Annotated in this window: 26 protein-coding genes and 2 pseudogenes; 14 read left to right on the top strand and 14 right to left on the bottom strand. The window is 71.6% G+C overall.

Features of this window, described 5'->3' with window-relative positions; all coding sequences use genetic code 11:
• Positions 1 to 8: 8 nt before the first annotated feature.
• Entirely contained in the window at positions 9 to 782 is a 774-nt protein-coding gene (locus tag ABEA10_RS21090) for an IclR family transcriptional regulator (RefSeq protein WP_345466338.1), read from the bottom strand.
• A 60-nt stretch (positions 783 to 842) separates the two neighbouring features.
• Between ABEA10_RS21090 and ABEA10_RS21085 the strand changes: the two genes are divergently transcribed.
• Genes ABEA10_RS21085 through ABEA10_RS21070 form a run of 4 tightly spaced genes read left to right on the top strand, consistent with a single transcriptional unit; the run spans position 843 to position 5,470 of the window.
• On the top strand, positions 843 to 2,099 hold the full coding sequence (locus ABEA10_RS21085; protein WP_345466336.1) for an FAD-dependent oxidoreductase: 1,257 nt from the start codon (positions 843 to 845) through the stop codon (positions 2,097 to 2,099).
• 35 nt (positions 2,100 to 2,134) lie between these two features.
• Positions 2,135 to 3,493, top strand: coding sequence for an MFS transporter (locus ABEA10_RS21080; protein ID WP_345466334.1), 1,359 nt, complete (start codon positions 2,135 to 2,137; stop codon positions 3,491 to 3,493).
• Between the two features lie 13 nt (positions 3,494 to 3,506).
• Entirely contained in the window at positions 3,507 to 4,604 is a 1,098-nt protein-coding gene (locus ABEA10_RS21075) for a cupin domain-containing protein (protein ID WP_345466332.1), read from the top strand.
• Positions 4,601 to 5,470, top strand: a complete 870-nt coding sequence (locus tag ABEA10_RS21070; protein ID WP_345466329.1) for a fumarylacetoacetate hydrolase family protein — start codon at positions 4,601 to 4,603, stop codon at positions 5,468 to 5,470. Before ABEA10_RS21075 ends, ABEA10_RS21070 begins: the two co-directional genes overlap by 4 nt.
• Before the next feature lie 16 nt (positions 5,471 to 5,486).
• Here ABEA10_RS21070 and ABEA10_RS21065 read toward each other — a convergent pair whose 3' ends face one another.
• On the bottom strand, positions 5,487 to 6,254 hold the full coding sequence (locus ABEA10_RS21065) for a hypothetical protein (protein WP_345466327.1): 768 nt from the start codon (positions 6,252 to 6,254) through the stop codon (positions 5,487 to 5,489).
• Positions 6,251 to 6,550: a PadR family transcriptional regulator gene (locus ABEA10_RS21060; protein ID WP_345466325.1), complete on the bottom strand. Its 300-nt coding sequence runs from the start codon at positions 6,548 to 6,550 to the stop codon at positions 6,251 to 6,253. Before ABEA10_RS21060 ends, ABEA10_RS21065 begins: the two co-directional genes overlap by 4 nt.
• 82 nt (positions 6,551 to 6,632) lie before the next feature.
• On the opposite strand from ABEA10_RS21060, the gene ABEA10_RS21055 reads away from it, so the two are divergent.
• Genes ABEA10_RS21055 through ABEA10_RS21040 form a run of 4 tightly spaced genes read left to right on the top strand, consistent with a single transcriptional unit; the run spans position 6,633 to position 10,304 of the window.
• Complete coding sequence (locus ABEA10_RS21055; protein ID WP_345466323.1) at positions 6,633 to 7,637, top strand: hypothetical protein; 1,005 nt, start codon at positions 6,633 to 6,635, stop codon at positions 7,635 to 7,637.
• Positions 7,638 to 7,669: 32 nt separating this feature from the next.
• The gene (locus ABEA10_RS21050) at positions 7,670 to 8,602 is read left to right on the top strand and encodes an ABC transporter ATP-binding protein (RefSeq protein ID WP_345466321.1); all 933 of its coding nucleotides are present in this window, start codon (positions 7,670 to 7,672) and stop codon (positions 8,600 to 8,602) included.
• On the top strand, positions 8,589 to 9,386 hold the full coding sequence (locus tag ABEA10_RS21045) for an ABC transporter permease (protein ID WP_345466319.1): 798 nt from the start codon (positions 8,589 to 8,591) through the stop codon (positions 9,384 to 9,386). The genes ABEA10_RS21050 and ABEA10_RS21045 overlap by 14 nt, the downstream gene beginning before the upstream one ends.
• Positions 9,387 to 9,437: 51 nt before the next feature.
• On the top strand, positions 9,438 to 10,304 hold the full coding sequence (locus tag ABEA10_RS21040; RefSeq protein WP_345466317.1) for an ABC transporter permease: 867 nt from the start codon (positions 9,438 to 9,440) through the stop codon (positions 10,302 to 10,304).
• Between the two features lie 13 nt (positions 10,305 to 10,317).
• Here the strand turns inward: ABEA10_RS21040 and ABEA10_RS21035 are convergent, their stop codons facing one another.
• Positions 10,318 to 11,805 carry a sensor histidine kinase gene (locus tag ABEA10_RS21035; RefSeq protein WP_345466315.1) on the bottom strand — a complete coding sequence of 496 codons (1,488 nt, stop codon included), beginning with the start codon at positions 11,803 to 11,805 and terminating at the stop codon, positions 10,318 to 10,320.
• A gap of 386 nt (positions 11,806 to 12,191) precedes the next feature.
• Here ABEA10_RS21035 and ABEA10_RS21030 point away from each other — a divergent pair, with 386 nt between their 5' ends.
• A complete protein-coding gene (locus ABEA10_RS21030; RefSeq protein WP_345466313.1) occupies positions 12,192 to 12,641 on the top strand; it encodes a hemerythrin domain-containing protein in 450 nt (149 codons plus the stop codon).
• Between the two features lie 21 nt (positions 12,642 to 12,662).
• Here ABEA10_RS21030 and ABEA10_RS21025 read toward each other — a convergent pair whose 3' ends face one another.
• From ABEA10_RS21025 to ABEA10_RS20995, 7 genes are all read right to left on the bottom strand, one after another.
• Complete coding sequence (locus ABEA10_RS21025; RefSeq protein WP_345466310.1) at positions 12,663 to 13,622, bottom strand: anti-sigma factor RsbA family regulatory protein; 960 nt, start codon at positions 13,620 to 13,622, stop codon at positions 12,663 to 12,665.
• Positions 13,623 to 13,701: 79 nt separating this feature from the next.
• Positions 13,702 to 14,397, bottom strand: coding sequence for a GNAT family N-acetyltransferase (locus tag ABEA10_RS21020; protein ID WP_345466308.1), 696 nt, complete (start codon positions 14,395 to 14,397; stop codon positions 13,702 to 13,704).
• Between the two features lie 111 nt (positions 14,398 to 14,508).
• The gene (locus ABEA10_RS21015) at positions 14,509 to 14,790 is read right to left on the bottom strand and encodes a hypothetical protein (protein ID WP_345466306.1); all 282 of its coding nucleotides are present in this window, start codon (positions 14,788 to 14,790) and stop codon (positions 14,509 to 14,511) included.
• A gap of 122 nt (positions 14,791 to 14,912) precedes the next feature.
• On the bottom strand, positions 14,913 to 15,458 hold the full coding sequence (locus ABEA10_RS21010; RefSeq protein ID WP_345466304.1) for a hypothetical protein: 546 nt from the start codon (positions 15,456 to 15,458) through the stop codon (positions 14,913 to 14,915).
• Between the two features lie 66 nt (positions 15,459 to 15,524).
• Positions 15,525 to 16,187: a response regulator gene (locus tag ABEA10_RS21005; protein WP_345466302.1), complete on the bottom strand. Its 663-nt coding sequence runs from the start codon at positions 16,185 to 16,187 to the stop codon at positions 15,525 to 15,527.
• A complete protein-coding gene (locus tag ABEA10_RS21000; RefSeq protein ID WP_345466300.1) occupies positions 16,184 to 17,416 on the bottom strand; it encodes a sensor histidine kinase in 1,233 nt (410 codons plus the stop codon). The genes ABEA10_RS21005 and ABEA10_RS21000 overlap by 4 nt, the downstream gene beginning before the upstream one ends.
• Before the next feature lie 207 nt (positions 17,417 to 17,623).
• Positions 17,624 to 17,818: a hypothetical protein gene (locus tag ABEA10_RS20995; RefSeq protein WP_345466298.1), complete on the bottom strand. Its 195-nt coding sequence runs from the start codon at positions 17,816 to 17,818 to the stop codon at positions 17,624 to 17,626.
• Positions 17,819 to 17,942: 124 nt separating this feature from the next.
• On the opposite strand from ABEA10_RS20995, the gene ABEA10_RS20990 reads away from it, so the two are divergent.
• Positions 17,943 to 18,287, top strand: coding sequence for an RICIN domain-containing protein (locus ABEA10_RS20990; RefSeq protein WP_345466296.1), 345 nt, complete (start codon positions 17,943 to 17,945; stop codon positions 18,285 to 18,287).
• A gap of 24 nt (positions 18,288 to 18,311) precedes the next feature.
• Here ABEA10_RS20990 and ABEA10_RS20985 read toward each other — a convergent pair whose 3' ends face one another.
• The 3 genes and pseudogenes from ABEA10_RS20985 to ABEA10_RS51215 all read right to left on the bottom strand — a co-directional run.
• Entirely contained in the window at positions 18,312 to 19,625 is a 1,314-nt protein-coding gene (locus ABEA10_RS20985) for a LamG domain-containing protein (protein ID WP_345466294.1), read from the bottom strand.
• Between the two features lie 248 nt (positions 19,626 to 19,873).
• A pseudogene (gene ccsA / locus ABEA10_RS20980) lies at positions 19,874 to 20,140 on the bottom strand (cytochrome c biogenesis protein CcsA); the annotation flags it as partial.
• Positions 20,141 to 20,309: 169 nt separating this feature from the next.
• A pseudogene (locus ABEA10_RS51215) lies at positions 20,310 to 20,363 on the bottom strand (hypothetical protein); the annotation flags it as partial.
• Between the two features lie 111 nt (positions 20,364 to 20,474).
• Between ABEA10_RS51215 and ABEA10_RS20975 the strand changes: the two are divergent.
• From ABEA10_RS20975 to ABEA10_RS20960, 4 genes are all read left to right on the top strand, one after another.
• Positions 20,475 to 20,999, top strand: a complete 525-nt coding sequence (locus ABEA10_RS20975) for a TetR/AcrR family transcriptional regulator (RefSeq protein WP_425550934.1) — start codon at positions 20,475 to 20,477, stop codon at positions 20,997 to 20,999.
• 243 nt (positions 21,000 to 21,242) lie between these two features.
• Positions 21,243 to 21,905 carry a TetR/AcrR family transcriptional regulator gene (locus tag ABEA10_RS20970; protein ID WP_345466290.1) on the top strand — a complete coding sequence of 221 codons (663 nt, stop codon included), beginning with the start codon at positions 21,243 to 21,245 and terminating at the stop codon, positions 21,903 to 21,905.
• A gap of 102 nt (positions 21,906 to 22,007) precedes the next feature.
• Positions 22,008 to 24,380 carry an MFS transporter gene (locus tag ABEA10_RS20965; protein WP_345466288.1) on the top strand — a complete coding sequence of 791 codons (2,373 nt, stop codon included), beginning with the start codon at positions 22,008 to 22,010 and terminating at the stop codon, positions 24,378 to 24,380.
• 126 nt (positions 24,381 to 24,506) lie between these two features.
• Positions 24,507 to 25,124 (top strand): NAD(P)-dependent oxidoreductase, encoded by a 618-nt coding sequence (locus ABEA10_RS20960; RefSeq protein ID WP_345466286.1) that lies wholly within the window; start codon positions 24,507 to 24,509, stop codon positions 25,122 to 25,124.
• The last annotated feature ends 3 nt before the right edge of the window (positions 25,125 to 25,127 follow it).

Below are 25,127 nucleotides of genomic sequence, written 5' to 3'. Positions count from 1 at the left end.
AGCGCGGGCTACAACTCGGCCAGCAGGCGCTCCTCGATCGTCTTGGCGGCCTCGGTGACCAGGGGCGCCAGGGAGTGGGCGGTGCCGGGATCGGGCATCCGGCTCGCCGGGACGACGACCGCGACGGCGGCGAGTGGGGCGCCGGTGAGGTCGCGCAGGGCCGAGGCGACCGCGCAGATTCCCGTCTCGCCCTCTTCCATGTTGATCGCGTAGCCGGTGCGGCCGATCTCTTCCAGCTCCCGCTGCAGGGCCTCCCACGAGACGACGGACGCGGTGGTGCGCGCGCTCAGGTCCTGACCGGCGTAGCGGCGGCTCAGCTCGGTGAGGGACAGGGCGGCGAGGATGGCCTTGCCGCCGGCCGTGCAGTGGGCGGGGATGACCACGCCGGTGCGGTCGCCGACGCGTACGGTGCGCGGGCTCTCGACGCAGTCGATGAAGCGCACGTCCCGGCCTTCGAGCAGGCTCAGGCTGGTCGTCTCGCCGGTCTGGTCGCGCAGCTCCTCCAGCACGGGATGCGCGACGCGGCGGATGTCGATGCGACCGATGGCGGAGAGGCCGATCTCGTTCAGCACGGGCCCGGGCCGGTAGGCGCCGTTGGGCCGGTCCTGCAGGACGAAGCCGTGGTGCCGCAGCGCGGACAGCAGGCGGTGCGCGGTCGATCGCGCCACACCGAGCAACTCGGCGGCCTCGGCGACCCGCAGCACCTTGCGCTCCCCGATCAGGCGCAGCAGCCGGAGCGCGTTGTCCACGGAACTCAGCCCGCTGGGCGAAGGATTTCCCATAGCGGAACTTTATCCACAACTATTCCATTCTGGAGAACTTGCCACTTATGGTCCCGTGCCATGGATGACACAAGCGCAAAGCCGGTGGTGGTCGTGGGTGCCGGTCCGGTCGGCATGACGGCCACCGCGGCGCTCGCCCGGCACGGCGTGCCGGCGGTGCTGGTGGAGGCCGACCCGGAGCCGCGGCCGGACTGGCGTGCCTCGACGTTCCACGCCGCCACGCTGGAGCTGCTGGAGGAGCTCGACATCACCGGCACGATGCACGACGAGGGTCTGGTGGTGCCCAAGTACCAGTTCCGCGACCGTGCGGAGGGACTGATCGCCGAGTTCGACCTGGGCCTGCTCCGGGACGAGACGCGGTACCCGTACCGGCTCCAGCTCAACCAGCAGCGGCTGGTCCGCATGCTGTACGACCGGCTGCGCGAGGCGTCCGGCGTGCAAATGCTCTTCGGCCATCGCTTCACCGGGGTGACCGACACCCCGGAGGGTGTCGAGGTCACCGTCGAGACCCCGGACGGCGGCACCGAGACGCTGCGGGGGTCCTACCTCATCGGCGCGGACGGCGCCGCGAGCTCGGTGCGCAAGGCGCTCGGCGTCCCCTTCGAGGGCCACACCTACTCCGAGCGGTTCCTCATCGTCAGCACCCCGGTGGACATGCGCGAGCAGGTGCCCGGCATCGCCGAGGTGAACTACGTCGCGGACCCCGAGGAGTGGCTGTTCATCCTGCGCACGCCCGAGTCGTGGCGCGTGCTGTGGCCGGTGCCGGAGGGCGTGCCGGCCGAGGAGGCCACGCGGCCGGCGGTGATGCAGGAGCATCTGCAGTCCGTCGCCCCCTTCGAGGGCGGCTACCCGATCGTCGATCACCAGATCTACAACGTGCACCAGCGCGTCGCGGCGACGTTCCGTACCGGGAACGCCTTCCTGATCGGCGACGCCGCGCACATCAACAGCCCGGTGGGCGGCGTCGGTCTCAACAGCGGGATCCACGACGCGATGGATCTCATCCGCCGGCTGGTCCGGGTCCACAGGGACGGCGCGGACGCCGACGCCGAGTTCGACGCGTTCTCCACCTGCCGCCGCCGTATCGCCCTGGAGTACGTGCGCGCCGACACCGAGCGCAACACCCAGCGGCTGAAGGAACGCGACGAGGCCGTCCGCGAGGAACAGCGCGGCGAGCTGCGCCAGATCGCTGGGGACCCCGATCGCGCCCGTGCCTGGCTGCGCCGGGTCTCCCTTCTTGAAAGCGTGCGCCGCTTCGGCATCGGCACGCCCCCCGAACGTCTCTCCGAGCTGCTGACCGTCCCCCAACCGGCCTGACCCCTGTTTTCCCCCGATCCGGTCAAGGAGTCCTCATGGCCGTACCCGCCCCCCACCGGGTCGACGCGCACGCGGAGCTCAGAGGCGCGTCGATGTCCCGGTTCCACTGGATGCTCACCGGTGTGGTCCTGCTCATCACCATCTTCGACGGCTACGACACGCTGAACGCCTCCTACGTGATCCACTACGTGGTTAAGCCGTGGGGCCTCAGCCATTCCCAGACCGGATTCCTGGTGTCCGCCGGGTTGATCGGCTTCGCGGTCGGCGCGCTCGCGCACGGCCCGATCGCCGACCGGTACGGGCGGCGGCCGGTCCTCGTCGGCGCGTTGTTCCTGGCGGGTGCGGGCAGCCTGCTCACCGCGGTCCTGGCGAACTCGTTCGTCTCGTTCATCGCGCTCCGCGGGTTCACCGGGCTCGGCCTCGGCGTGCTCATGCCGCTGGGCACCGCCTACATCAACGAGTTCGCGCCCGACGCCGCACGCAGCCGGATGGTGTCGATCGCGCAGTCCGGGTACGCCTTCGGCGGCGTGTTCGCCTCCGGAGTGGGCATCTGGCTGACGCCCGCGCACGGCTGGCAGATTCTTTACTGGGTGGGCGGGGCGTCCGTCCCGCTGGCGATCGCCCTGTGGTGGCTGCTGCCCGAGTCGGTGGAGTACCTCGCCATGCGCGACCGGCAGACGGAGGCGATCGCCGCGCTGCGCCGGATACGGCGTGACCGCGTCTACGAGGGGGCGGCGCTGGCCGAACCCCGGCACGAGCGGGCCCGCACGGGGGAGATCGTGCGGTCCCTGCTCTCCTGGCGGTACCAGCGGACGACGATCATCCTGTGGATCTGCGCCTTCATGGTGCTGTTCGACATCTACGGCCTGGCCGGGTGGATGCCGACGCTCATGGAGGCGCGTGGCAGCGGCTTCGGGGAGTCGTTCTCGTTCGGCGCACTGCTGCAGATCGGCGGCATCGCCGGCGGTCTGTGCGTCGCGCTGCTGGACGACGGCGGGCGCGCCGACCTGCGCCGCGGCATGATCGGCCTGCAGGTCGTGAGCGTGGCCGCGGTCATCCTCGTCGCGCTCGTCGACACGACGGTGACGAACATGATCCTCGTGCTGGTCGCGGGCTTCGGCATCATCGGCGGGCAGTTCGTCCTCAACAACCTGTGCGCTCGCTCGTACCCGACCAACATGCGCGGCACCGGAGTCGGCGCGATGTTCGGCGTCGGCCGCGTCGGCGGCATCCTCGGCCCGTACGTCGGCGGCTGGCTGCTCGGATGGTTCGACGGGAACAACGCGGTGCTCTTCTACGCCGTCGCCATCGCGGCCGCCGTCGCCGCGCTGTCCATGTTCGCGCTGGGCGGTCAGAAGAGCGCCGTGCCCGTCCCGGCCGAGCAGTCGGCCTGATCGGAGGAGATTCATGACGACCGATGCGACGGCGACCGGCACCGACCGGGAGCTGGACACCTTCTACCGCGACGTCGACGCCGCCGGCCTGACGCCGCTGTGGACGATCACCGAGGAGCTGCTCACCCCGGTACCGCGCCCGAAAGCCGTGCCGTGGCTGTGGCCGGCCCGTACCTATCGCCCGCTCGCCGAGCGCGCGATCGGGCTGATCCCGATCGAGCGCGGCGGCGAACGCCGGGTGCTGAGCCTGCGCAACCCGGGACTCGGCGGACGTCCGTACGCGGCGGGCACGCTGTGGGGAGCGGTGCAGTGCCTCGGCCCGCACGAGACCGCGCCGGCGCACCGGCACACACCGGGCGCGATCCGCTTCGTCATCGAGGGCGACGGGGTGTTCACCACGGTCAACGGCGACGCCTGCGACATGCACCCCGGCGACCTGGTCCTCACCCCGGGCTGGGCCTGGCACGACCACTCCAACCCCTCCGACGGGACGATGTTCTGGTTCGACGGCCTGGACCTGCCGATGATCGAGGCTCTGGACGGCGTGTTCTTCGAGCCGCACCCCGACCTGAACCAGCCGGTGGAGGGCCCGCACAACCGCTCGGAGGCGGTGACCGGCCCGCGGTTCGCGGACGCGCCGGTCACCGGCGAGCTGGACCCCGAGCCCTCGCCGCTGCTCGTCTACCGCTGGGCCGACACCGCCGCCGAACTGGACCGCCGGGCCGAGGCACGGCCCGACGACTCCGAGGTGGAGCTCGAGTACGTGAATCCGCGATCGGGCGCCAGCGTGCTGCCGACCCTGGCGTGCGGGATGCACCGCGTCATCGCCGGACGGTCCACGGCGCCGCTGCGCCGCGCGGGCAACCAGGTCCGGGTCGTCCACCGAGGGCACGGCCACAGCGTGATCGACGGCCGCCGCTTCGACTGGGGCCCCGGCGACATGTTCGTGGTCCCGTCCTGGGCGGCCGCCGAACATCACGCGGCCGAGACCGCCGACATGTTCACCATCAGCGACAGCCCTGTTCTGCGCGCCCTCGGCATCTACCGAGAGCAGAGGCTGCCGGCGCCGCAGCAGGTCACGTCCGTTTTCCGTACCGGAGAAGACGCATGAAACTGGCCCTGTTCGACGACAACCGCCTCGGAGTGGTCACCGATGCGGCGATCACGGACGTGACGACCGCGCTGCCCTGGCCGCACGACCCCGACCCGCTCACCGCCGGATGGTGGCGCGCCCTGTGCCGTGACTTCGCCGCCGTACGGGCCGATGTGGAGAAGGCGGTCACCGGCCTGCCGTCGCGACCGTTGGACGCCGTACGGCTGCGCGCGCCGGCGCTGAGCCCGTCCAAGATCGTCGCCTGCGCGAGCAACTACGCCGCGCATGTCGAGGAGATGCACACCGTCCAGGAGCGGACGCTGGGCCAGGTCGAGTCGTGGATGATGAACTTCGACGTCTTCCTCAAGGCCCCGTCGTCGCTGACCGGCCCCGGTGAGCCGATCGTGCTGCCCGAGGGGGAGATCGCCGCCGGGCACGAGATCCACCATGAGGCCGAACTCGTGATCGTGGTCGGCCGCGGCGGACGCGACATCCCCGAGGAGCGGGCGCTGGAGCACATCCTCGGCTACACGGCGGGACTCGACGTCACCGTGCGCAGCGCCGCCGACCGTTCCCGGCGCAAGAGCCACGACACGTTCAGCCCGGTCGGTCCGTGGATCACCACCGCCGACGAGCTGCCCGACCCGGCGAACCTGACCATCGATCTGGTCCTCAACGGAACCGACCGGCGCCAGCACGTCACGACGAAGGACCTCATCACCTCGGTGCCCGCCATCGTCTCGTACGCCTCGCACATGATGACCCTGCTGCCGGGCGATCTCATCTTCACCGGGGCTCCCCCCGGCGTCGGCCCGATCCACCGCGGCGACCGGCTCGACATGACCATCAGCGGAATCGGCCGCATGCACACCCCGGTCACCTGACCCCTCCCGTTGGGGGTCACTCGTGGACGGTGAGGTGGTGGGTGTCGCGGAGTAGGAGAACGAAGGCGGCCAGCAGGACGAGCAGGCCGAGGCCGGTCGCGGTCCCCGGCAGGTCGTGTCCGGCACGCTGGGAGAAGCGGAGAAGGTCGGCGGCGTTCGCCGCCGATCCCGCGATCAGGATGGCCGTGCCCGCGCGGAGGCGGCGGGGGCGCGGCGGGTCGACGAGTGAGCCGGCGGCGGCGATGGCCCGGCAGGTCTGGACGGCGCCCAGCGCCAGCGCCGCCCACCAGCAGGCGACCACGGCGGCGCGTACGACGGGCGGCGCGCCGCCGGCGCCCACGTGGACGGCGATGACGACGCCCGCCCCGAGCGTCGCCGGGAGGGCGAGACGAGTCACGCCGATCCGGCACGTCGCCGCGAGGCCGCGGAGGCCGGGGAGCGGGGCGAGCACCAGCAGGCCCGCGAGAATCAGCGACATCCCCGCCGACATGAGCGGAGCGTGGCCGGCCGCGTGTGCGGACCGTCCGCCCAGCTCCACGGTGATCATCGAAACGAACCCGCAGGCGAGCGCGACCGCCACGGCCATCGTCGTCATCCGCAGCCGGCGCCGGCGCGGCGACGCGTCCGGCCAGATCGCCGGATGCAGCCAGAGGTCGGCGATGCCGGCCAGGGTGCCCGGCAGGGCCCGCCACCCGGCCGTCCGAAGCTCGGCCTCCAGGTCGAGGCCCCAGCGCGCGCGGACGGGGCGGGGATACAGGCTGAGCAGCACCGGTGTGAACCTCATGCGGGCCCGACCCCGAGGCTGCGCAGGCCGACCGAGGCGACGTGCGCCATCGTCCGCAGCTCCCGCTCCAGGGCGGTGCGGCCCTTGTCGGTCAGGCGGAGCGGGCGCTGCCGGCCTTCCTCGGCCAGCGGCTCGATGAGCTGCTTGGCCTCCAGCCGGGTCAGCGCGCCGTAGAGGCTGCCCGGACCGAGCCGCCGGCCGGTGAGCTGCTCGATCGCCGTGTTGATCGCATACCCGTGCAGCGGGCCGTCCGCGAGGACGGTGAGCACCAGCGTCTGGGCGTCGTTGCTGTGCATGGCTTCCCTCCCCGGCATGGGCCACGATACTACTTGGCGCGTATTACTTGCCACGTACTACGCGTCGCGTACTATGGCCGCCATGGAACACACCGACGGGAACGGACGAACGCCGCTGGTCGCCATCCTGGGATGCCTGGGCACGGCGGTCTTCTTCGAGGCGGTGACCGTTCTGGCCACCCAGGACAAGACGGTCAGGGCGGCCAGTCCATGGCAGGACGACCCGTACGACGCGGTCGTGTCGCTGACGCAGCTCGCGGTGCCGATGCTCGCGCTGGTGATCGCCCTGCGGCTGGCGGCCTGGCGGGCGCCCGGCGGCCCGGACCGCGAGCAGCAGACGGCACGCGCGGCCGGGGTGATGACCGCGCTGGTCGGGATCACCCTGGTCTTCGAGTGGGCCGCGGTCGTCGCCCGGGCACACGCCCCGTCCTGGGACACGTGGACGTCGGTGCTGATCGGCGGGCTGGTCGCGGCCTCCCTCCTCACCGTCACCGTGACGGCGATGCTGGCGCGGGGCCGCCGGCCGCGCGGCTCGTCCCGCCGATGGCGGCACGACTGGCTCGGCGACGTCGTCCTGCTCTGCGCGCGGGTCCCCGTGCTGCGGCGCTGGGCCGGACCGGACGCCGCGGCCTGGGTGCGGCGGCGCGCGATGACCGTGTTCGTCACGCTGAGCGTGCTGGCCGCAGCGGCGGTCACCGGCTCGCAGGCCATCGGTGAACGATGGACCGATCCGCTGCTCATCGCCTGGATGCTGGTGGTCCAGACGGCCTCCGACCTCGCGTTCTGTGTGATCAGCAACGCGGTCGCCGGATTCGTCGCCCGCCCGCCCCGCACCCGTACCCGCCGCGTCGTCGAGACCGCGGTGGTCGCCGGATGCGTCGCGATCCACCTCGCGACCGCGTTCCGTGACGCGCTGTGGCCAGGGGCGCGTCCGCTGACGTCCGTACCGGATCTGGTCGCCCTCACGCTCGGGACCGGGCTGCTCACGTCCCTGGTCGTCGCCGGGACGCGGCTCGCGCCGGCCCGTCACCCGGACCCGCCGGCGGGCCCGGGTGACGGGCCGGCGCATCCGCTCACCCAGCACTGACGACCCCGGCACGCACCTGTGAAAGGCACCCGATGGAACCCTCCACCGACCCGATGGTCCGCGCCCGTGAGCTGTCCAAACGGTACGGACGCACGCAGGCCGTCAGCGAGCTCGGCTTCGCCGTCGAGTCCGGCCAGATCTGCGGCCTGCTCGGCCCCAACGGGGCGGGCAAGACCTCCACGATGCGGATGCTGGTCGGCCTGTCCGCCCCGGACACCGGAAGCGCGGAGATCCTCGGCTCGCCGGTCGCCCTCGGCGCCGGCGTCCTCCGCCGCGTCGGCGTCCTCATCGACGGTCCCGCGTTCGTCCCCCACCTGTCCGGCCTCGGCAACCTCAGGCTCCTGTGGTCGGCGACACGACGCGCCTGGCCACCGCCCGCGCTGGCCGACGCGCTCGACCTCGCCGGGCTCGGCCCGGCGATCGACCGGAAGGTCAAGGGCTACTCGATGGGCATGAAACAACGGCTGATGCTGGCCCAGGCCCTCATGCGCGCACCCGACGTGCTGATCCTCGACGAGCCGGCCAACGGGCTGGACCCCGCCGAGGTGCGGGCCCTGCGCGAGCACCTCGCGGCGCTCGCCCGGCACGGCGCGGCGGTGCTCGTGTCCAGCCACCAGCTGGCCGAGGTACAGCAGCTCGCGACCCACATCGTCGTGATGAACCACGGCCGCCTGGTCACCGCCGGGCCGCTCGCCGGTCTGCTCGACGACACCAGCACCTACCGCGTCCAGGTGGACGACGGCGAGCGAGCGGCCACCGTGCTGCGCCGTACGGCGGGCGCCGCGACGATCACCGTCCGAGGCGGGGAGGTCACCGTCACCGCCCCCGGCGTTCCCGCACGCGAGCTCGTCCACTCGCTGGTCACGGCCGGCGTCGGCGTCACCGCCGTGCACCAGGCGAGCCGGTCCCTGGAAGAGGTGTTCCTCACCATGACCCGAGGAGACGACGACCATGCTGCGCGTTGAACTGACCACCCAGCTGCTCCGCGTCCGCAGCCTCATCGCGCTCGCCTGCCTGGCCGCCGTGCCGGTGGCGGCCGGGTTCGCGACCGCCTCCCACGCCGGACACCGCAACGGCACCCAGGGCGGCCTGTTCGGCGCGTCCACCTACTCCGCGCTCAACCACACCATGGCGAGCCTGGCGTTCATCGCGCCCCTGCTGCTCCCCATCGCGGTCGCGCTGCCGGCCACGGCGATCGCGTCCGCCGACCGGGACTGGGGGACCCTGCGCTATCTCTACGTCGCCCCGGTCACCCGGTCGCGGCTGCTGGCCGGCAAGCTCGCCGCCGTCGCCGTCACCACCCTCGCCGCCACCGCGTGCGTGCTCGTGGCCGGGCTGCTCAGCGGCCTGGCACTGTTCGGCTGGCATCGTTTCCACGTCATCGGCGCCCCCACGCTGACCACCGGCGCCGCCCTCGGCCGCGTCCTGGCCGCCGGCGGGTACACCTTCCTGTGCATGCTGAGCATCGCGGCGATCGCCTTCGCCCTCGGAGTGCTGCTGCCCCGCGGCACCGAAGCCCTCGGCGCCGCCATCGCCTTCGTCGTCGTGGCCGGCATCCTCAACGGCCAGTCCGCGCTCCACGCCGTGACCGTGGTCCTCCCCGTGCACTACTGGCAGAACTGGACGCACCTGTTCGACCCGGCCGGCGCCGCCCACCTCGGCGCCGGAACCGCGGCGCAGATCGCCACGATCGTCCTGGCCACCGGCCTCGCCGTTCTCGTGCTCAGCCGACGGGACCCGGCGGCATGACACTCGCCTCCCCGATTGCCCGGACGATTCGGCCGGTACCAGGATCGGGGCATGACTGTGCACGATGGGCTCTGGTCGGCCATGGAGGTCGCGGGGTCGTCCACGTTGCTGCCGGTCGGCCCGGCCCTCGGTGTCGTGATGGCGGTGCTGGCCCTCGTCGGGACGGCCGTGGCGGCCGTCGGCCGGCTGGGGTACGGCCCGGCCGTGCTGCGTTCCGGCGTGCGCGCGGCGGTGCAGCTCGCGCTCGTGTCCGTGGTCATCGCCGCGATCACCCGGTCGATCCCGCTGACCGTGGCCTTCGTCGTGCTCATGTACGGGGTGGCCGCCCGGGTCGCCGGACGGCGTATCACGACCGGCCGGGCGGCGTGGTGGGCGGCGGTACCGATCGGCGTCGCCACCGCGCCCGTCATCCTCATGCTGGTCGCGACCGGCCTGGTGCCGCCGCGCGGCCTCACGATGATCCCGATCGCCGGCATCCTCATCGGCGGGGCGCTCACCGCCACGACGCTGGCGGGCCGCCGCGCCGTCGACGAACTGGCACACCGGCGCGGGGAGGTCGAGGCCGCCCTGTCCATCGGCCTGACCGACCGTGACGCCGCACTGGAGATCTGCCGGCCGCACGCGGCCACCGCGCTCATCCCGGCCCTGGACCAGACCCGGACCGTCGGCCTGGTCACCCTGCCCGGCGCGTTCGTGGGCATGCTGCTGGGCGGCGCGTCACCGGTCGCCGCCGGCGCCGTCCAGCTGTTCGTCCTCATCGCGCTGCTGGCGGTCGAGGCCGTCGCCATCGTGCTCACCATCGAACTGGCGGCACGCGGACGATTCGGCCACCCGGTCACGATCGCCGTCGCCGGAACGGCGCGTCCACCCCGAGCGGAGCGCCGGCGATGGCAGAGAAAAGACCAGCCGGCACGGTGACGGGGTCCGATCGTCAGGACGGCCCAGCGGGTCCGCTCTGCGGTGGGTTTACCGGAATGTCCACGAACAGGGAGGTGCCGGCCCCGGGAGGGCTGACGATCCGGAGGTTCCCGCTGAGTGCCTCGATGCGGTCCTTCAGGCCGATGAGGCCGGAGCCCTTCCTGAGGTCGGCTCCGCCTCGTCCGTCGTCTCGGACCGACAGCCGTACGGTCTGGTCGTCCACCGCGAGGTCGACCCGCGCCTCGGAGGCCGTCGCGTGCTTGACGACGTTCGTCAGCGCCTCACAGACCGTGTAGTAGACGCCGACCTCGACGGGCTCGGGCAGGCGTCCCTGGTGACACGCGTGGAGTGTCACCGGTACGGATGAGCGGCGGGCGAGGGAGCGGAGCGCGGGGCCGAGCCCGCTGCGGGTGAGGATCGGAGGCACGATTCCGCGTGAGACGTCCTGCAGGTGGTCCAGGATGCCGGACAGGTCATCGATGACCTTGGCCAGGTCCCCTTTGAGGCGGGCCTGTCCCGGTCCGGCGGTCGACTGGATCGTCCGCAGCCTGAGCGCGAGGGTGACGAGTTGCTGCTGGGCTCCGTCGTGCAGGTCCCGTTCGATGCGTCGGCGGCTCTCGTCGGCCGCCGCGACGACGCGGGCACGCGAGGCGAGGAGGTCGTAACGGCTCTGGGCGTTCGCGATCGCGGTGCCGACCAGCTCGATGAACTGCTGCATGCGCGCCTCGGTGACCCTCGGCAGCGGCTCGGCCTCCAGCGAGTTGATCACCAGCGCTCCCCAGACACGGCCCTCCACCTTGACCGGGCAGCCCACCGCGGACTGGACTCCGGCGGCATGGGCCCAGACGCCGATCGCGCTGGTGGCGTGTTCGTAGTCATCCATCCGCGCCGGCCGTTCGGTGGTGCGCACCGCGGACGTGACACTGTCGTCCTCGATCGGCCAGTGCCCGCCCAGCGGCGGCATGACCTTGGGAGCCTCGGGGTTGTTCCAGTAACCCAGCGTGCGCGCCGTGTTGTCGGACTCGAAACGGATGATCTGCGTGTGGTCCCCGTGCAGGACGTGCCCGACCTCTTCGGCGACCGCGTCGAACACCTCGGCCGGCGACACCCCTCGGGCCACGAGCGTCGCGACGCGCCGGAGCGCGCTCTGCTCGTCGGCCACCTCGCGAAGCATCTCCCGGCTCGTCTCCAGGGACCCGACGATGGTGTTGAACCGGCGCTCGAGCCGGCCGAGCTCGCCGGGCGAGGTCTCCGGCATCCGCACGGTGAGATTCCCCGTGGCGAGCCGGTCGGCCACGTCGACGGCGTTCCGGAGCGGGCGGACGATCACTCTCGTCAGGTGGGCGACGAAAAAGAAGATCACCAAGAGGGCTCCGACGACGGGCACCGCCGCGAAGATCAGGAGCGTACGGGTCGCGTCGTGCAGGCGAACGATCGCCAGGAAGAGCGGTACGAAGGCGCCGGCCACCAGCAGCGCCATCACTCCGCCTGTGATGATCATGTGACGGGTCAGACTCCGGCGGGGCGCGAGCCTCTGCCTCCTGCCCGGTAGGGGGATTCTCACCCGGCATTCCCTGACCAGAACCGTTCCGGGCGTCGACGTACCGTCCTTCGCCACGGTGGCGCGGTGCCGCGTCGTGCATGCTGATTCATGGCAGGGAGCTCGGGCCTTCTCCGGGGGAGGCGATCGTCGTTTTCATGCCGCGTGCGGTTCACCGGCGCACGAGCGGCACTGCACATCGTCCTGGAAGAGCCCGGGGCGCCGTATCAGCCAGCCGGGCAGGTCGTCACTTCACGCGTCGCGGTATCCAGGTCCCCGGTCAAGAGTCTCGTAAGAGGCGTTCGGGACGGGTAGGGGTTCCTTAGTGGACCATCCGGGGGGCTTTCGTGGACTCGGGTGAACGTTCGGTGATCGGAGTGCTCAACCGTGATCACCGACGGATCGCGGGCCTGCTGCAGAAGCTGTGCGCGGTCCGCGACGCGGGTGAGCGCCGCAGGCTCGCCGAGGAGATGACCGGCGAGCTGATCCGGCATGCCGACGCCGAAGATCTGTTCCTGTACCCGGTGGTCCGCGCCATCGTGCTGGACAGAGGCGCCGACGGCAGGCTGGAGACCAACGCTCATGAGCAGATCAACCGGCTCCTGGCCGAACTGGCGCAGATCGAGGCGGGCAGCTGCCGGTTCGACGTCCTGATCACCAAGCTGATCTGCGCCGTGCGCAACGAGGTCCGGCACGAAGAGGTCGAGGTCTTTCCCTGGCTGGCCTGCTGCGCGGGCGAACAGACCCTGATCGCGCTCGGCGACCAGGTCCGGGCGTTCCAGGGCACGCGGTCTTGACCTCGCCGCGGTGTGGTGCGGTCAGCGCAGGAAGTAGGTCCGGACGGTGGTCCCGCCGGGCCGCGTGTGGATTCGTACGAGGTCGGCGAGATGGTTGACCAGCAGCAGACCTCGCCCGCCGGGACGGGTGAGCTCCACGGGACGGCGACCGGCCAGCGGGTCGTGGATGTGGCCGCGGTCGCGCACTTCGCACACCAGATGAAAGGGCTCGACCCAGATCCGCAGCGTTCCGGCGCCGCCTCCGTGCACCAGGCTGTTGGCGGCCAGTTCGCTGATCGCCAGCTCGGCGTCCAGTGCCCGGTCGGCGACGAGGCCGGCGTGGCGGGCGTGCCGGACGACCAGGGCACGGACCGCCTCCAGCCCGGAGTGGTCGAACGGGAGTTCGGCGATCCGCGGTGGGCCGTCAGGTCCGGCCGGTGGGGGCAGCGGCCGGTTGCAGGCCTGGACGACGTGGTCGGCGGCGTAGTGGCCGCTGGGGCGTTCGCCCTCGGCGTCGGCCAGAACGGGGTGGGTGGCGGCGGCGTCGGCCAGCACCTGAGCGCCGAGCCGGTCGGCGTCGTACGGGCACAAGATCGTGGCGTGTCGTCCGGCGAACGCGTGGTTGATCAGCGCTTCGTGTTGCAGGCAGGCGGGGTATTCGGCGTCGCTGCGGCCGGGCCAGATCGGCTCGCCGATGATCCGCACCCGCTTGCCGGGGTGGGCGTCGGCGAACGCTCGCAGCACAGCGGGGATGATCCGGCCGGGGTTACGGCCCGCCTGCCCCATGTCCAGCAGCGTCACCCACGCCGCGTCACCGGTGAGTTCCTTGCGCAGCAGCGTCAGGTTCGGCTCGGGAACCGCCGCGGCGACCGGTTCGCCGGCGGCCAGCCCCGCGTGGACGAACGGCACCGTCGCGGCCAGGTACTGGTCCTGGCCTCGGTAGAACAGCGCCGGGTGATGAAACGGCCCTGCGGCCTCCGGTGCCGGGAGTGGCGTGTTCACCACCCGGTCACCTCGATTCCCGCCGCTTTTGGCCACATTAAGACCAGTATGCGGCATAGTGTCCCGCCGCTCGTGGCCGTCACGGGGTGCGGAACCCGCGGAAGGTCACGCGCTTGCGGGTCTGGAAGCCGAGCCGTTCGTAGAGCGCGATCGCAGCGGTGTTCGCCTCGGCCACGTGCAGGAAGGGGCGTTCGCCGCGAGAGGCGATGCGTGCCACGAGCGCGCGTATCAGGCGGGCGGCGTGGCCGCGCCCGCGTGCGTCGGGGGCGGTACAGACGGTGCTGATCTCGGTCCATCCCGGAGGCCGGAGGCGCTCGCCCGCCATCGCGACCAACGTGCCGTTGTCGCGGACGCCGACGTAGGTGCCGAGTTCGCGGGTGCGCGGCCAGAACGGTCCCGGCCGGGTCCGCGCTACGAGGTCGAGCATCTCTGGGACGCTGTCCGCGCGGAGCTCGACCACGCCGGTGTCGTTCTCGGCGCAAGGGTGAACGCCGCCGTGCCAGACCATCTGGAGGCCTTCGAGGACGAACATCGGCTCCCAGCCCGGCGGCGGGGTCGCCGGGCAGCTGAACATGTCGGCGAGTTCGCCCCGGCCGAGCAGCCGGGCGAGGTCGGCCCAGTCCGCCGGACCGGGGTCGATGGACACCGCGGAGAAGGTCGAGACTCCCGGTGGATAGGTGGCGGCCCGGCCGAGCCGGCGGGCGAGGTGCGTGTGGTGACCGCGGAGTGACTCGCCCACCGGGTCGTCGAGCACGACGGCGTCGCGGTCCTCCATCGTGGCGTACCTCTCCGGTCGTGCGGATGAATCCGACGACCAGGATGCCATCGGGCGTCGTCTTCGACCCGCACGGATCGTACGGCAGGGCGGCACGGCCCGTGCCGGCGGTCACCCGGAAGGACAGCGGGCTCGGCTGTCGGTCCGTCGTCGGCTCAGGTGCTGTTCGAGCTCCGTGACGGTGCCCTTGCGCAGTTCGTTCACGACGGGGATGGAGGTGGAGATGTGGCCGTGGGGCTGGAGGCCGATGAGCGCGCGCAGTGGCTGCTCGCCGGTCAGCACCGCCGCGTACTCCTCGCCGACCTGGAAGGCGCTCCGGACCTCGGCCGGGCTGCCGGCCGGGATCCCGGGGCCCCAGCCGCCCGTCACCTGACGCTGGAAGTACGTCTCCACGAGGAGCAGTAAGCCGGCCGCGACGGGGATCGGTACCTTAAGCGGACGGCGATCGTTTGTTGAAGACGCGTGCTTTCCCGACCGCCGCGGAGTATGGCGCTGCGTACGAGCGTATGGCTCCGCTACGAAACGACCTTCCACATTCCGCCGGAGCGGTGAAGCCGGAATTTCGGCTGCAGCGTATAAACCGTCATATTCCCCTTGGTCCAGCTGAGGCCCGAAAAGGGAATCGTCGCGTCGCCGTGCTCATTGAGGCCGCCGCCCGACACGGTGACGCTTCGTAGTGCGCGTCGCTCGTCGGGCTTGAGCAGATGCGGCATTTTCCGCATCTCTGCGCGGCAGTCGCCGTGCATCGCCTTCCGCGCGAACACGCTGTTCTCCGCGACGTAACGGCAGGCCGCCGCGTCGGCTGCGGCGCTTCCGCGCAGGAACGCCTGGAGCGTCAGCCGCGCTCCTTTGATCCCCGCCTGTCCGGACGGGTCGGACGCGGACGGTGCCGGTGTGGGCGTCGACGGGGTCGGACTCGGCGCCGATGCCTCTGACGTGGTGCTGACCGGTTCGGGGGACGGTGCGAACCTGTGCTCCCCATCCGACCTTCCGGAACAGCCGGCCAAAAGGGCGCCCACGGTCAGCGTGCCGCCCAGGTAAACGGCTGATCGGTACGACATCGCACACGCTCCTCGGTCCATGGTTTCGAGGGGATCTCATGATCAAACAACTACGGGGGCCGCGTACTAACCGCCCTCGGGCTCCGTGCCGAGCCACCGCGCGACCGCGGCGGTGCGGTGCTCCACCCCCAACTTGGCGAAGATGTGGTTGATGTGGTTCTTCACCGTCTTCTCGGTGAGGAAGAGCCGCCCGGCGATCTCGTGGTTGGCGTAGCCCTTGCTGATGAGGTCCATCACCTCGGTCTCGCGGGCGGACAGGTCGTACCGGGCCCGATGGGCGGTCACGCCGCTCGCGGACGTGGTCCGGGCCGACTCGACCAGAGCCGTGGCCGCTGCCGGAGAGAGCGGGTTCGCCCTGCTGCGGACCGTCTCGCGGACGGCGGCGCGTAGCTCCTCGTCGGTGAACATGCCGTGGACGAGGTACCCGGCCGCGCCGTTGCGGATCGCCGACATCACCACGCCGGGGTCGTCGGCGTGGGTCAGCATGACCACCCTGCTGGTCTCGCTCAGCGTCTTCGCGGCCGCGACCCCGTCGACCAGCGGCATGCGAACATCGAGCAGGACCACGTCGGGCCGTACCTGACGCACCACCTCGATCGCGTGCCGGCCGTTCCCGGCCTCGCCGACGACGTCGATGTCGTCCCCGGCCTCGAGCAGCGAGACGAGGGCGGACCGTACGAGGGGGCTGTCGTCCACGACCACGACCCGGAGGCGGCGGGCGTTCGTCATCGGCCTGCTCCGGGGCCGGCGCCACCGTCCGTCAACGGCAGGCTCATCGTGACGGTCGACCCCATGCCGGGGGAGGACGTCACCGTGAGCCGCCCGCCGGCCCGCTCGGCTCGCTCGTGCATGCCCACGATGCCGTAGTGCCCGGCGCGGGTGAGCGCGTCCAGCCAGCCGTCGTCCCCGGGAGGTGTGGGGAAGCCCCGGCCGTCGTCGTGGACGCCGATCTCCAGCCGTTCGCCGTAACGGGACACGCGGACGTCCACGGACGTGGCGACCGCGTGCCTGCCGACGTTCTCCAAGGCCTCCTTGACCATGGCCACGGCCTCGTGCCGTACCGGCAGCGGCAGGTCGGGTTCGGCGGTGATGACGGCGCGCGCCGGCACGCCGCTCGCCCGCGCCCAGTCGTCGACCGCGCGTCGGATCGCCGTGCCCAGCGGCTGCAGGACGGTGTCGTCCCGCAGCTCGGCGATGAGCGTACGGGCCTCGCGTGAGGCGAGCGAGGCGACGGACGCGATCCGGCGCGCCTCCTCGTCGACTCGTTCCGGTGCCTTCCGCGCCCAGGCGGGAAGGGCCATCGCCGACAGGGAGATCGCGGACAGCTTGCTCGCCAGCGAGTCGTGCATCTCGCGGGCGAGCCGGGATCGCTCCGCCGCGGCGGCGGCCATGGTCTCGACCCGCCACCGGGCCTCCTCCACGGCGGCGTGCTCGTCGAACAGACGGCGCAGCATGGCGCCGACGAGGGCGCCGATGGGATAGAAGGCCGGCAGCCCGACCAGCAGCAGGAATCCGCTGACCCGCATCCCCTCGGGCAGCCCGTTCTCGCTGACGACGACGTAGTACAGGACGATCTGCTGGACGCACAGCAGCGCCACGGCCTGCCACCGGTACAGCAGCCCGGCGATGGCCGCGGTGACGACCGTGAGCAGGAAGTACGGGCCGAGGATCTTGCCCACCGCGAGGACCGTGTACCCGATGAGCACGTCGAACCCGAGCAACGTCGGATGGTCCAGCAACCACGGCACGACGCGCTTCCATGCGACGGCCGCGGCCCCGGAGGCGACTCCCATGAAGGCGAGGACGGCCAGCGCCCGGAAGTCCCCACGGACGTTCGCGTCGAACAGGACCGTGACCCCGATCATCAGGATCCGTATCTGAACGAGAAGGACGAAGGTGGTGCCGACCGTGGGAAAGGAGGTCGCAAGCCCCGTGCTCCGGTCAGCCGCAGGAGACATCGCGGCGTCCTCGGTCGAACGGGAGTCGCGGGAAAGGGCGTTGTAAGGCGCTCCGGCGACGGACACTGACCATATCCCCTGACCCCCGTTACGATGGCCACCAAGTCAGGAAATCAGGCGGGCTGCTAGGAATGATAATGACCGGTACCCCTTATCGCCGCAACCCGATGACGTGAGCCCCTCCGCCCCCGGCGCGGGCCCTTCCCGTCACCGCAGGCCACGGCGTTCGCGCTTCGTCTCCGTGCTCGTCGCCGCGCCCGTGGTGGTCACCGCCGTGATCGTCGGCGTTTCCGTGCTGTCCGCGATGCGCCCCGGCCACCTCGCGAAGCCCGCCGCGTCCGAGCCCGCCGCCTCACGCTCGCGGAGCCCGGCGACACCGCTTCCCGCCGACGGCTGGTACATGGTGCATCCCGTGTACGCCGCATCCTCCGGGCCCGTCGGCCGATGCCTTTCCATCCTGCCCGACAACGGTTTTGTGCCGACGGTCGCACATGACCGGTGCGATCCCGAGGACCAATTACAGCGGATGCATTTTGAATCAGCCGGGAAAGGCGCCTACACCATCAGGGCGGAGGATCTGGACAACAAAATCAAATGCGCGGCCGTGGACTCTCCGGCCGACCAGGCGCGCATCCACCTGCGGCCGTGCGCCAAGGCCGAGCGGAGGCAGCTTTTCCTCCTGACGGTGGCCGGCGCGTCATCACCGGCCGTCTACCGCCTGGCCTCGGCGACCGCCGCCGGCTCGTGCGTGGGGATCGACGCCGCGGCGGCCGATGAGAACCCGCAGGCGATCCAGACGAACTGCGCGCACACCGGCGTCCAGGGATACTCCCTCACTCCCGCGTCCGCACCGGAGACCTCCGCCGGATGACGGGCTCGACGGCCCGCCCGCCTCTCAGCCCTGGTCGCGGCTCGTCCGTACGGCCTTCTGGATCTCCTCGCCGGACAGGGCACGGTCGAAGACGCTGACCTCGTCGACGGCTCCGTGCAGGGCATCGGTGGCCTGTCCTTCGTACGACGCCTGGCCGACGTCCATCGGACCGGACGCACGGCGGACTCGCGGGCCACCGGCCGTGCCCTCGAGCCGTCCGTCGACGTAGAGACGGAGTTGCCCGCCACCGTCGGAGACCGCGGCCAGATGGGTCCAGGAGCCGACTCGGGGAGGGGCGATCGACCGTACGGCGGTCACCGGCCGCCCGGTGGTGCCGTCGGGGGTCATGAACGCCCAGCGTCCGGCGTCCTCGTCGAAGTCCAGCAAGAAGGCGTCGTACCGTCCGTCGTGCTGGCTGATGACCGTTCCCCACTTCGCGGCCGAGTCCAGGCGCACCCAGGCGGTCACCGTGAACGCCCGATCGGTGCGGATGACGGGCCCGGCGGTCGTGGCGTGGCCGGCCCCGTCCACCGTCAGGGCGCTGCCCCCGGGCGCCTTCGTCAGAGTCGTACGGCCATGGAGCGTGACCGCGAAACGATGCCCGGAGGAGTCGGCCACGGTCTGACCGGTCGCCTCGTCGAAGTCCCACCGGGCGGCCGGATCGGATGAAGGCGCCCCGTCGGCCGGCGGCGCCTCGAAAGACGACACCGCGGGTTCGGACTCCTGGACGGTGGGGCCGGGCGCCGGCGTCTCGGTGCGCGGGGTTCCGCGGTGCGGGGGAGCGGTCGTCGGCGCCTTGGCAGCGTGTTCGCGCGACGCCGGACGGCCGTGCGAGGACCACAGCGGCGAGGCGACGACCACGGTGATCACGCTCGTCACCAGGAGAGCGGCGACCACCGGCGCCGGCCGTCGTGGCTTACGGTGCCGGGGCTTGTACCCGGCGGGACGCGACGCGACGGCCGGCGCCGGTTCGGGCGGCGTCGCGGAATCGGCGGCGGACCGGTGGCCCGGCGACCCGCCGGACACGGCCGATCCGCCGGGCACGGCCGATGCCCCTGACGCGATCCGGTCGCGAGCCCGCAGCCACTCCGACCGAACCTCCGGCACATACCCGCACGCCTCAAGGAAGGTCCCGAGCGTTTTCGCCGAGGGCAGCACGTTGAGGACGGAAGGGTCGATGAGAGCTTCGCCGGGAGACAAGGTCCCGCGAACTCTGGCGCGTTCCTCCAGATCGTCGAGCGTGAGCCCGGACCACTCCAGGAGCCGGCGCAGGAGCCGGAGGAACTCAGCAGGCGTGTTGACGTCATCGGGTCTCGGAGCCGACCTGGTCACGGGCATCGTCGGCCTCTCAACCTCGTACGAGGGCGGGCGGCCTGAACGCCATCCGGGGCGTGCTCACCGTTGCGGCCGGTCGACCTCCGTCGATATGCATGGCCTCCCCTTTCGCCTGCACGGATGGAGAACGTGCTCAGTAGCGAACGGTAGGAAAGGCGATCGACCGGCGGATGGGCCCCGGGACCCTGGACGAGCCCGTCGTGACGCGTTCGTCTCCGGACGAGCGAGTTCCCGTGGTCCACCTCACGTGGTCACACGCCTGCGTACGATTGCAGGCCGGAGAAGAAGATGTTGACGCCGATGAGGTTGAAGAGCAGGCAGCCGTAGCCGAGGACGGCGATGGCCGCGGCTTTGCGGCCCCGCCAGCCGAGGGCGGAGCGGGCGTGCAGGTGGGCGGCGTAGACGATCCAGGTGATGACGGCCCAGCTTTCCTTGGGGTCCCAGCCCCAGTAGCGGCCCCACGCCTGGTCGGCCCAGATGGCGCCGGCGATGATGGCGAAGGTCCAGATCGGGAACGCCGCGCAGCCGCGCGGTCGTCTCCACCGCCACTCGTACGCTCATGTCGGTCAGCACGTCTCGGTCTGCGGCAGGTACGCCACTCGCGTCGCGGCGCCTGCCAGATCGGTGCCGACATCGGCGCCCAGCAGGCGTACCGTGCCGTGCTTGCGGACGCAGCAGCCCGACCAGATGGCGGACCAGCGTCGACTTCCCGGCTCCGTTCCGGCCGAGCACCCCGAACATCTCCGCGGGCGCCGCCGTGAAGCCCACCTCGCACAGGGCGGGCCGGGCGCCGGGGGCGTACCGCCGGCTCAGAACGCTGACCTCGTACGCGGGCGCGGTGGCCTGGCCGGTATGCGGTCCGGCCGGGCCCGACCGCCGCTCACGATCGCCGAGGTCGCCACCCGTGCGGAGCTGGCCCGTAGCGTCGTCTACAACTACTTCGCCGACGTCCGGTCCCTGCTCGTCGCCCACGCGGAACACGAGACCCGGCGGTTCCTGGCCGAGCTTCAGGGCGCCCTGGGTTCGGCGGGTACCGCCACCGAGCGCGTCACCATCTACGTCCGCCGCCAGCTCGCCGACTTCGCCGCCAACCCGCAGCCGGCCGGACCCGAGCTCGCCCCGCTCCTCGGCCCGGACGGGTACCGGGAGATGCACGCCCACGTCCAGCCGCTGGCGCAGCTCCTCGTCGACATGATCGGCGACGGCATCGCCACCGGCGAGTTCGCCCCGAGTGATCCCGCCACCACCGCGACCCTCGTCCACGGCTGCCTCGGTGCCGAGCGCCATCTCCTCGGCCGCCACCCCGACCGTCTCGCCACGACCACCGACCGGGTCACCACCTTCATCCTGCGCAGCCTCGGCGCCAGAACCTCCTAGCCGGTCCCTCGGAGACGGCGAGCGCTCGGGCGGAGGCTCCGCAGGCCGTGCGTACGTGAACGGCCGATGATCCGGCGGGGGGGAACGCGCGAGCAGCGTTAGGCCTGGTCACCGAGGTCTCGAATGAGACGCGCATCACATTCTTCTCGGGATTCACACCGGCCTCTTCGCTGTTCAAGCGATGTATCCGCAGAAACGGGGACAAGCTCCCCGGTTCTGCGACACGGGGCTGAGGGGGCAGGCATGAGCAGCACAGATGCGGCGCGGTCGCAGGGTGCGCGCGGGTGTCTGGCTCCGTGCCGCAGAGCCGACGCGTCCCGTAACCATGAGCGGATTCTGACCGCCGCTCGTGCCGTCTTCGTCGAGGACGGGCTCGAGGCGTCGCTCGACGAAGTCGCCCGGCGCGCGGGTGTCGGCAACGCCACTCTCTACCGCCATTTCGGCGACCGTGAAGATCTCATTCGCCAGGTCGCCACGCATGTCATCGCGCAGGTCGCCGATGATGCCGAGAGCGCGCTGGCCGAGGAGGACGATCCCTTCCAGGCGCTTCGCCGCTGCGTCGAGGCCGCCGCCTCCCACGGCGTCGGCGCGGTGCTGCAGGTGGTGCGGGGACAGTTCGTCAAGGACGAGGCGTTCTTCGCGGTACGCGCCCGCGGTACGGCCGCATTCGAAGAGATCATGCGGCGGGCCCGGGAGAGCGGGCAGCTCCGTCCCGACGTGACGTTCGACGACGTGTGGGGCATGCTCGCCCAGCTCACGCGGCCACTGCCGTGCTGCGACCGGGCGGATTTCGACGTCCGTGCCGGCCGGTACATCGAGCTGTTCCTGGCCGGTCTGCGCGCCCCCGCGCCCAGCGAACTGCCCGGCTCGTCCCCCGCGTCAACCGATTCCATCTCTCAACGCTGACCGAAGCGGCGAAGCCGCCGCTGACCTCCATATCTCGCCTGAACGCTGGAGATACCTTCCGTAATGTCGACAACCGCACCGACCGTTCAGCGGAACGGCACCATGGCCGCACAGCCGGCCGTCTCCCGGCGATGGACGGCCCTGCTCTTCATCGCCCTCGCCCAGTTGATGGTCGTGCTCGACGCGACCATCGTGAACATCGCCCTACCGTCCGCGCAGCGGGCATTGCACATCTCCGACGGTGACCGCCAGTGGGTGATCACCGCCTACACCCTCGTCTTCGGCGGTCTGCTCCTGTTCGGCGGCCGGATCGCCGATCTCGTGGGCCGCAAGCGTACGTTTCTGATCGGCCTGGTCGGCTTCGCCGGTGCCTCGGCCATCGGCGGCGCGGCCGTCAACACCGGCATGCTGCTCGGCGCCCGTGCCCTCCAGGGCGCGTTCGGTGCCCTGCTCGCGCCGGCGGCGCTCTCGTTGCTCGCCACCATGTTCACCGAGCCGCGCGAGCGGGCCAAGGCGTTCGGCATCTACGGCGCGATCGCGGGTGGTGGCAGCGCCGTCGGCCTGATCCTCGGCGGTGTGCTGACCGAGTACCTGAACTGGCGCTGGGCGCTCTACGTGAACGTGCCCATCGCGGCCGTCGCGTTCGTCGGCGCGGTGGCGTTCGTCCACGTCGCGGCGTCCACGGGCGGGCAGCAGCGCGCCCGCCTGGACATTCCCGGCGTCATCCTGGTGACCGCGGGTCTGGTGTCGCTCGTGTACGGCTTCACCCGCGCCGAGTCGCAGGGGTGGAGCGAGGGCGGCGTGATCGGCCTGTTCGTCGCCGCGGGCGTACTGCTGGTCGCGTTCGTCGTCGTCGAGGCCCTGACTCGGGCGCCGTTGCTGCCCCTGCGCGTGGTCCTGGACCGGAACCGCGGCGGCGCCTACCTCGCGGTCGGCCTGGCCGTGATCGCCATGTTCGGGCTCTTCCTCTTCCTGACGTACTACCTGCAGATCGTCAAGGGCTACTCGCCGGTCCGCAGCGGCCTGGCCTTCCTGCCGTTCACGGCGGGCATGATCACCGGCTCGACGCAGATCGCGGCGCGGCTGATGCACCGTGTGCCGGCGCGGGCCCTGATGGTGCCCGGACTGCTCGTCGCCGCGGCCGGGATGGTCCTGCTCACCCAGCTCAAGGTGGACAGCTCGTACGTCGGCGTGGTCCTGCCCGCCGAACTCCTCATCAGCCTGGGGCTGGGCTCGACCATGATGCCCGCCATGAACCTGGCGACCAGCGGCGTCGCCCCGCAGGACGCGGGCGTGGCGTCGGCGATGGTCAACACCGCCCAGCAGGTCGGCGGCTCGATCGGCACGGCCCTGCTCAACACGATCGCCGCGACGGCCACGACCACCTACATCGCCTCGCACGCGCACGGCCGGCCGTCGGGCCTGCTCGTGGCGGTCGGCCAGGTGCACGGCTTCACGGTCGCCATCTGGTGGGGGGCGGGCATCATCCTGCTGGCCGCCCTGTTCGTGGCCGTACTGATCAACGGCAAGAGGGGCGGCCGGCGGCTCTCCGCATCGCCGGCCGACCGGTCGGAAAGCGTAGTGGAGGCGTCGGCACGGGCTCGCGTCTCGGCGGGCGCGCACGCGGGAACGAGGCCGGTCCGGGCCGCTCAGCCGAAGCCCGCACTGAGCGCCGAATCGCCGTCCGCCGGCGACGCCTCCGTACTCGGCGGCACGGCGGTCGGAGGCCGGATCCGCGGGGCGGGGGGCGCCCCACTGCCCGGCGCCACGATCACCCTGGTCGAACTCGGCGGGCGCCAACTCGGCCGGGCCACGACCGGAGACGACGGATCGTACGCGCTGGCTGTCCCGGCCGCCGGCTCGTACGTGCTCATCGTGGCGGCCGACGGGCACCAGCCGCAGGCGGCCACGGTCACGGTCGGCGACGAACCGCTCTTCTACGAGCTGGCGCTGTCCGGCACGTCCGGCCTGGCCGGCGTCGTCCGCAGTGCCACGACCGGAGGCGCGATCGCCGGGGCGACGGTCGTCGTGACCGACCTCCGCGGTGACATCGTCGCCTCTGCCGAGACGGACCAGAGCGGCAGGTTCTCCGTCAATGACCTGGTCTCCGGCACCGTCACCCTGGTCGCCGACGCGAACGGCTACCGGCCGAGCGCGGTACGGGTCGAGGTGGGTGACCAGGACACGACCCAGTGCGACGTGGAGCTCCGGGCCGGTGGCCGGCTCAAGGGCACCGTGCGCGCCGGGGCGGGGAACACGCCGCTGGGCGATGCCCGGGTCGCTCTGGTCAACAGCGCGGGCGACACGGTCGCCGTCACCACGACCAGCCCCGATGGCGAGTACGCCTTCACGGACCTGGACCACGGGGAGTACACCGTGACCGCCAGCGCCTACCGGCCGGCCACGGCCACGATGACCGTCGACGGCACGGACCCGGCCACGGCCGATCTCCGGCTCGGCCATCCCGACGAATGACGAGGTGAACGAGAGCGGCGGTCGGCGGCTCTGTGAGACAGATTGACTCACAGACGCCTTCGTGAGAGCGTGACCTCCTGTGAGACATTTCGTCTCGCAGGAGGTTTCGTCTTTCCAGGGAGAGTCGTGCGTATCGTCGTTCTGGGCGCCACCGGAGCCACTGGCCGCCACGTACTGACCGTCGCGCTCGACCGGGGGCACCAGGTCGTCGCGCTGGCTCGGCGGCCCGAGGCGCTGTCCGGCATGGCCCACGGCCGTCTGGAGGTCAGGCGGGCGGACGTGCGTGTTCGCGACACGGTCACCTCGGCCTGCCGCGACGCCGACGCGCTCATCAGCGCATTGGGAAACAGGAGAGAACCGGCCGACACCCTGTCGGCCGGTGCCCGCGCCGTCGCCGAGGCCACGCTGTCCCGGGTCGCCTGGATGGGCACGTTCGGCGCAGGGGATTCCCGCCACCGCGCGGGGCCGCTGTACGACTTCATCCTGCGCCGCGTGCTCGGCGACGGCTTCGCCGACAAGGCGGCCGCGGACGCCGTGGTCGCCGGTCCGCGAACCACGCTGTTCCATCCCGTCATGCTCACCGACCGGCCGGCGACGGGTGAGGCCACGGTCGTCCCGCTCGACGTCCTTGACCGGTCCTGGCGGCTCATGCCGCCGAAGGTCACCCGTGCCGATGTCGCCGTGGCGATGGTCACCGAGATCGAGAGTCCGGCGTACGCCGGCCGTACCGTCGCGGTGTACTGAGGA

Origin of the sequence: Actinoallomurus oryzae (genome assembly GCF_039541955.1) — a bacterium.
GTDB classification, from domain to species: Bacteria; Actinomycetota; Actinomycetes; order Streptosporangiales; family Streptosporangiaceae; genus Actinoallomurus; species Actinoallomurus oryzae.
Note: the sequence above shows the minus strand (reverse complement) of the source record. Positions and strands in the feature narration are given on the sequence as shown.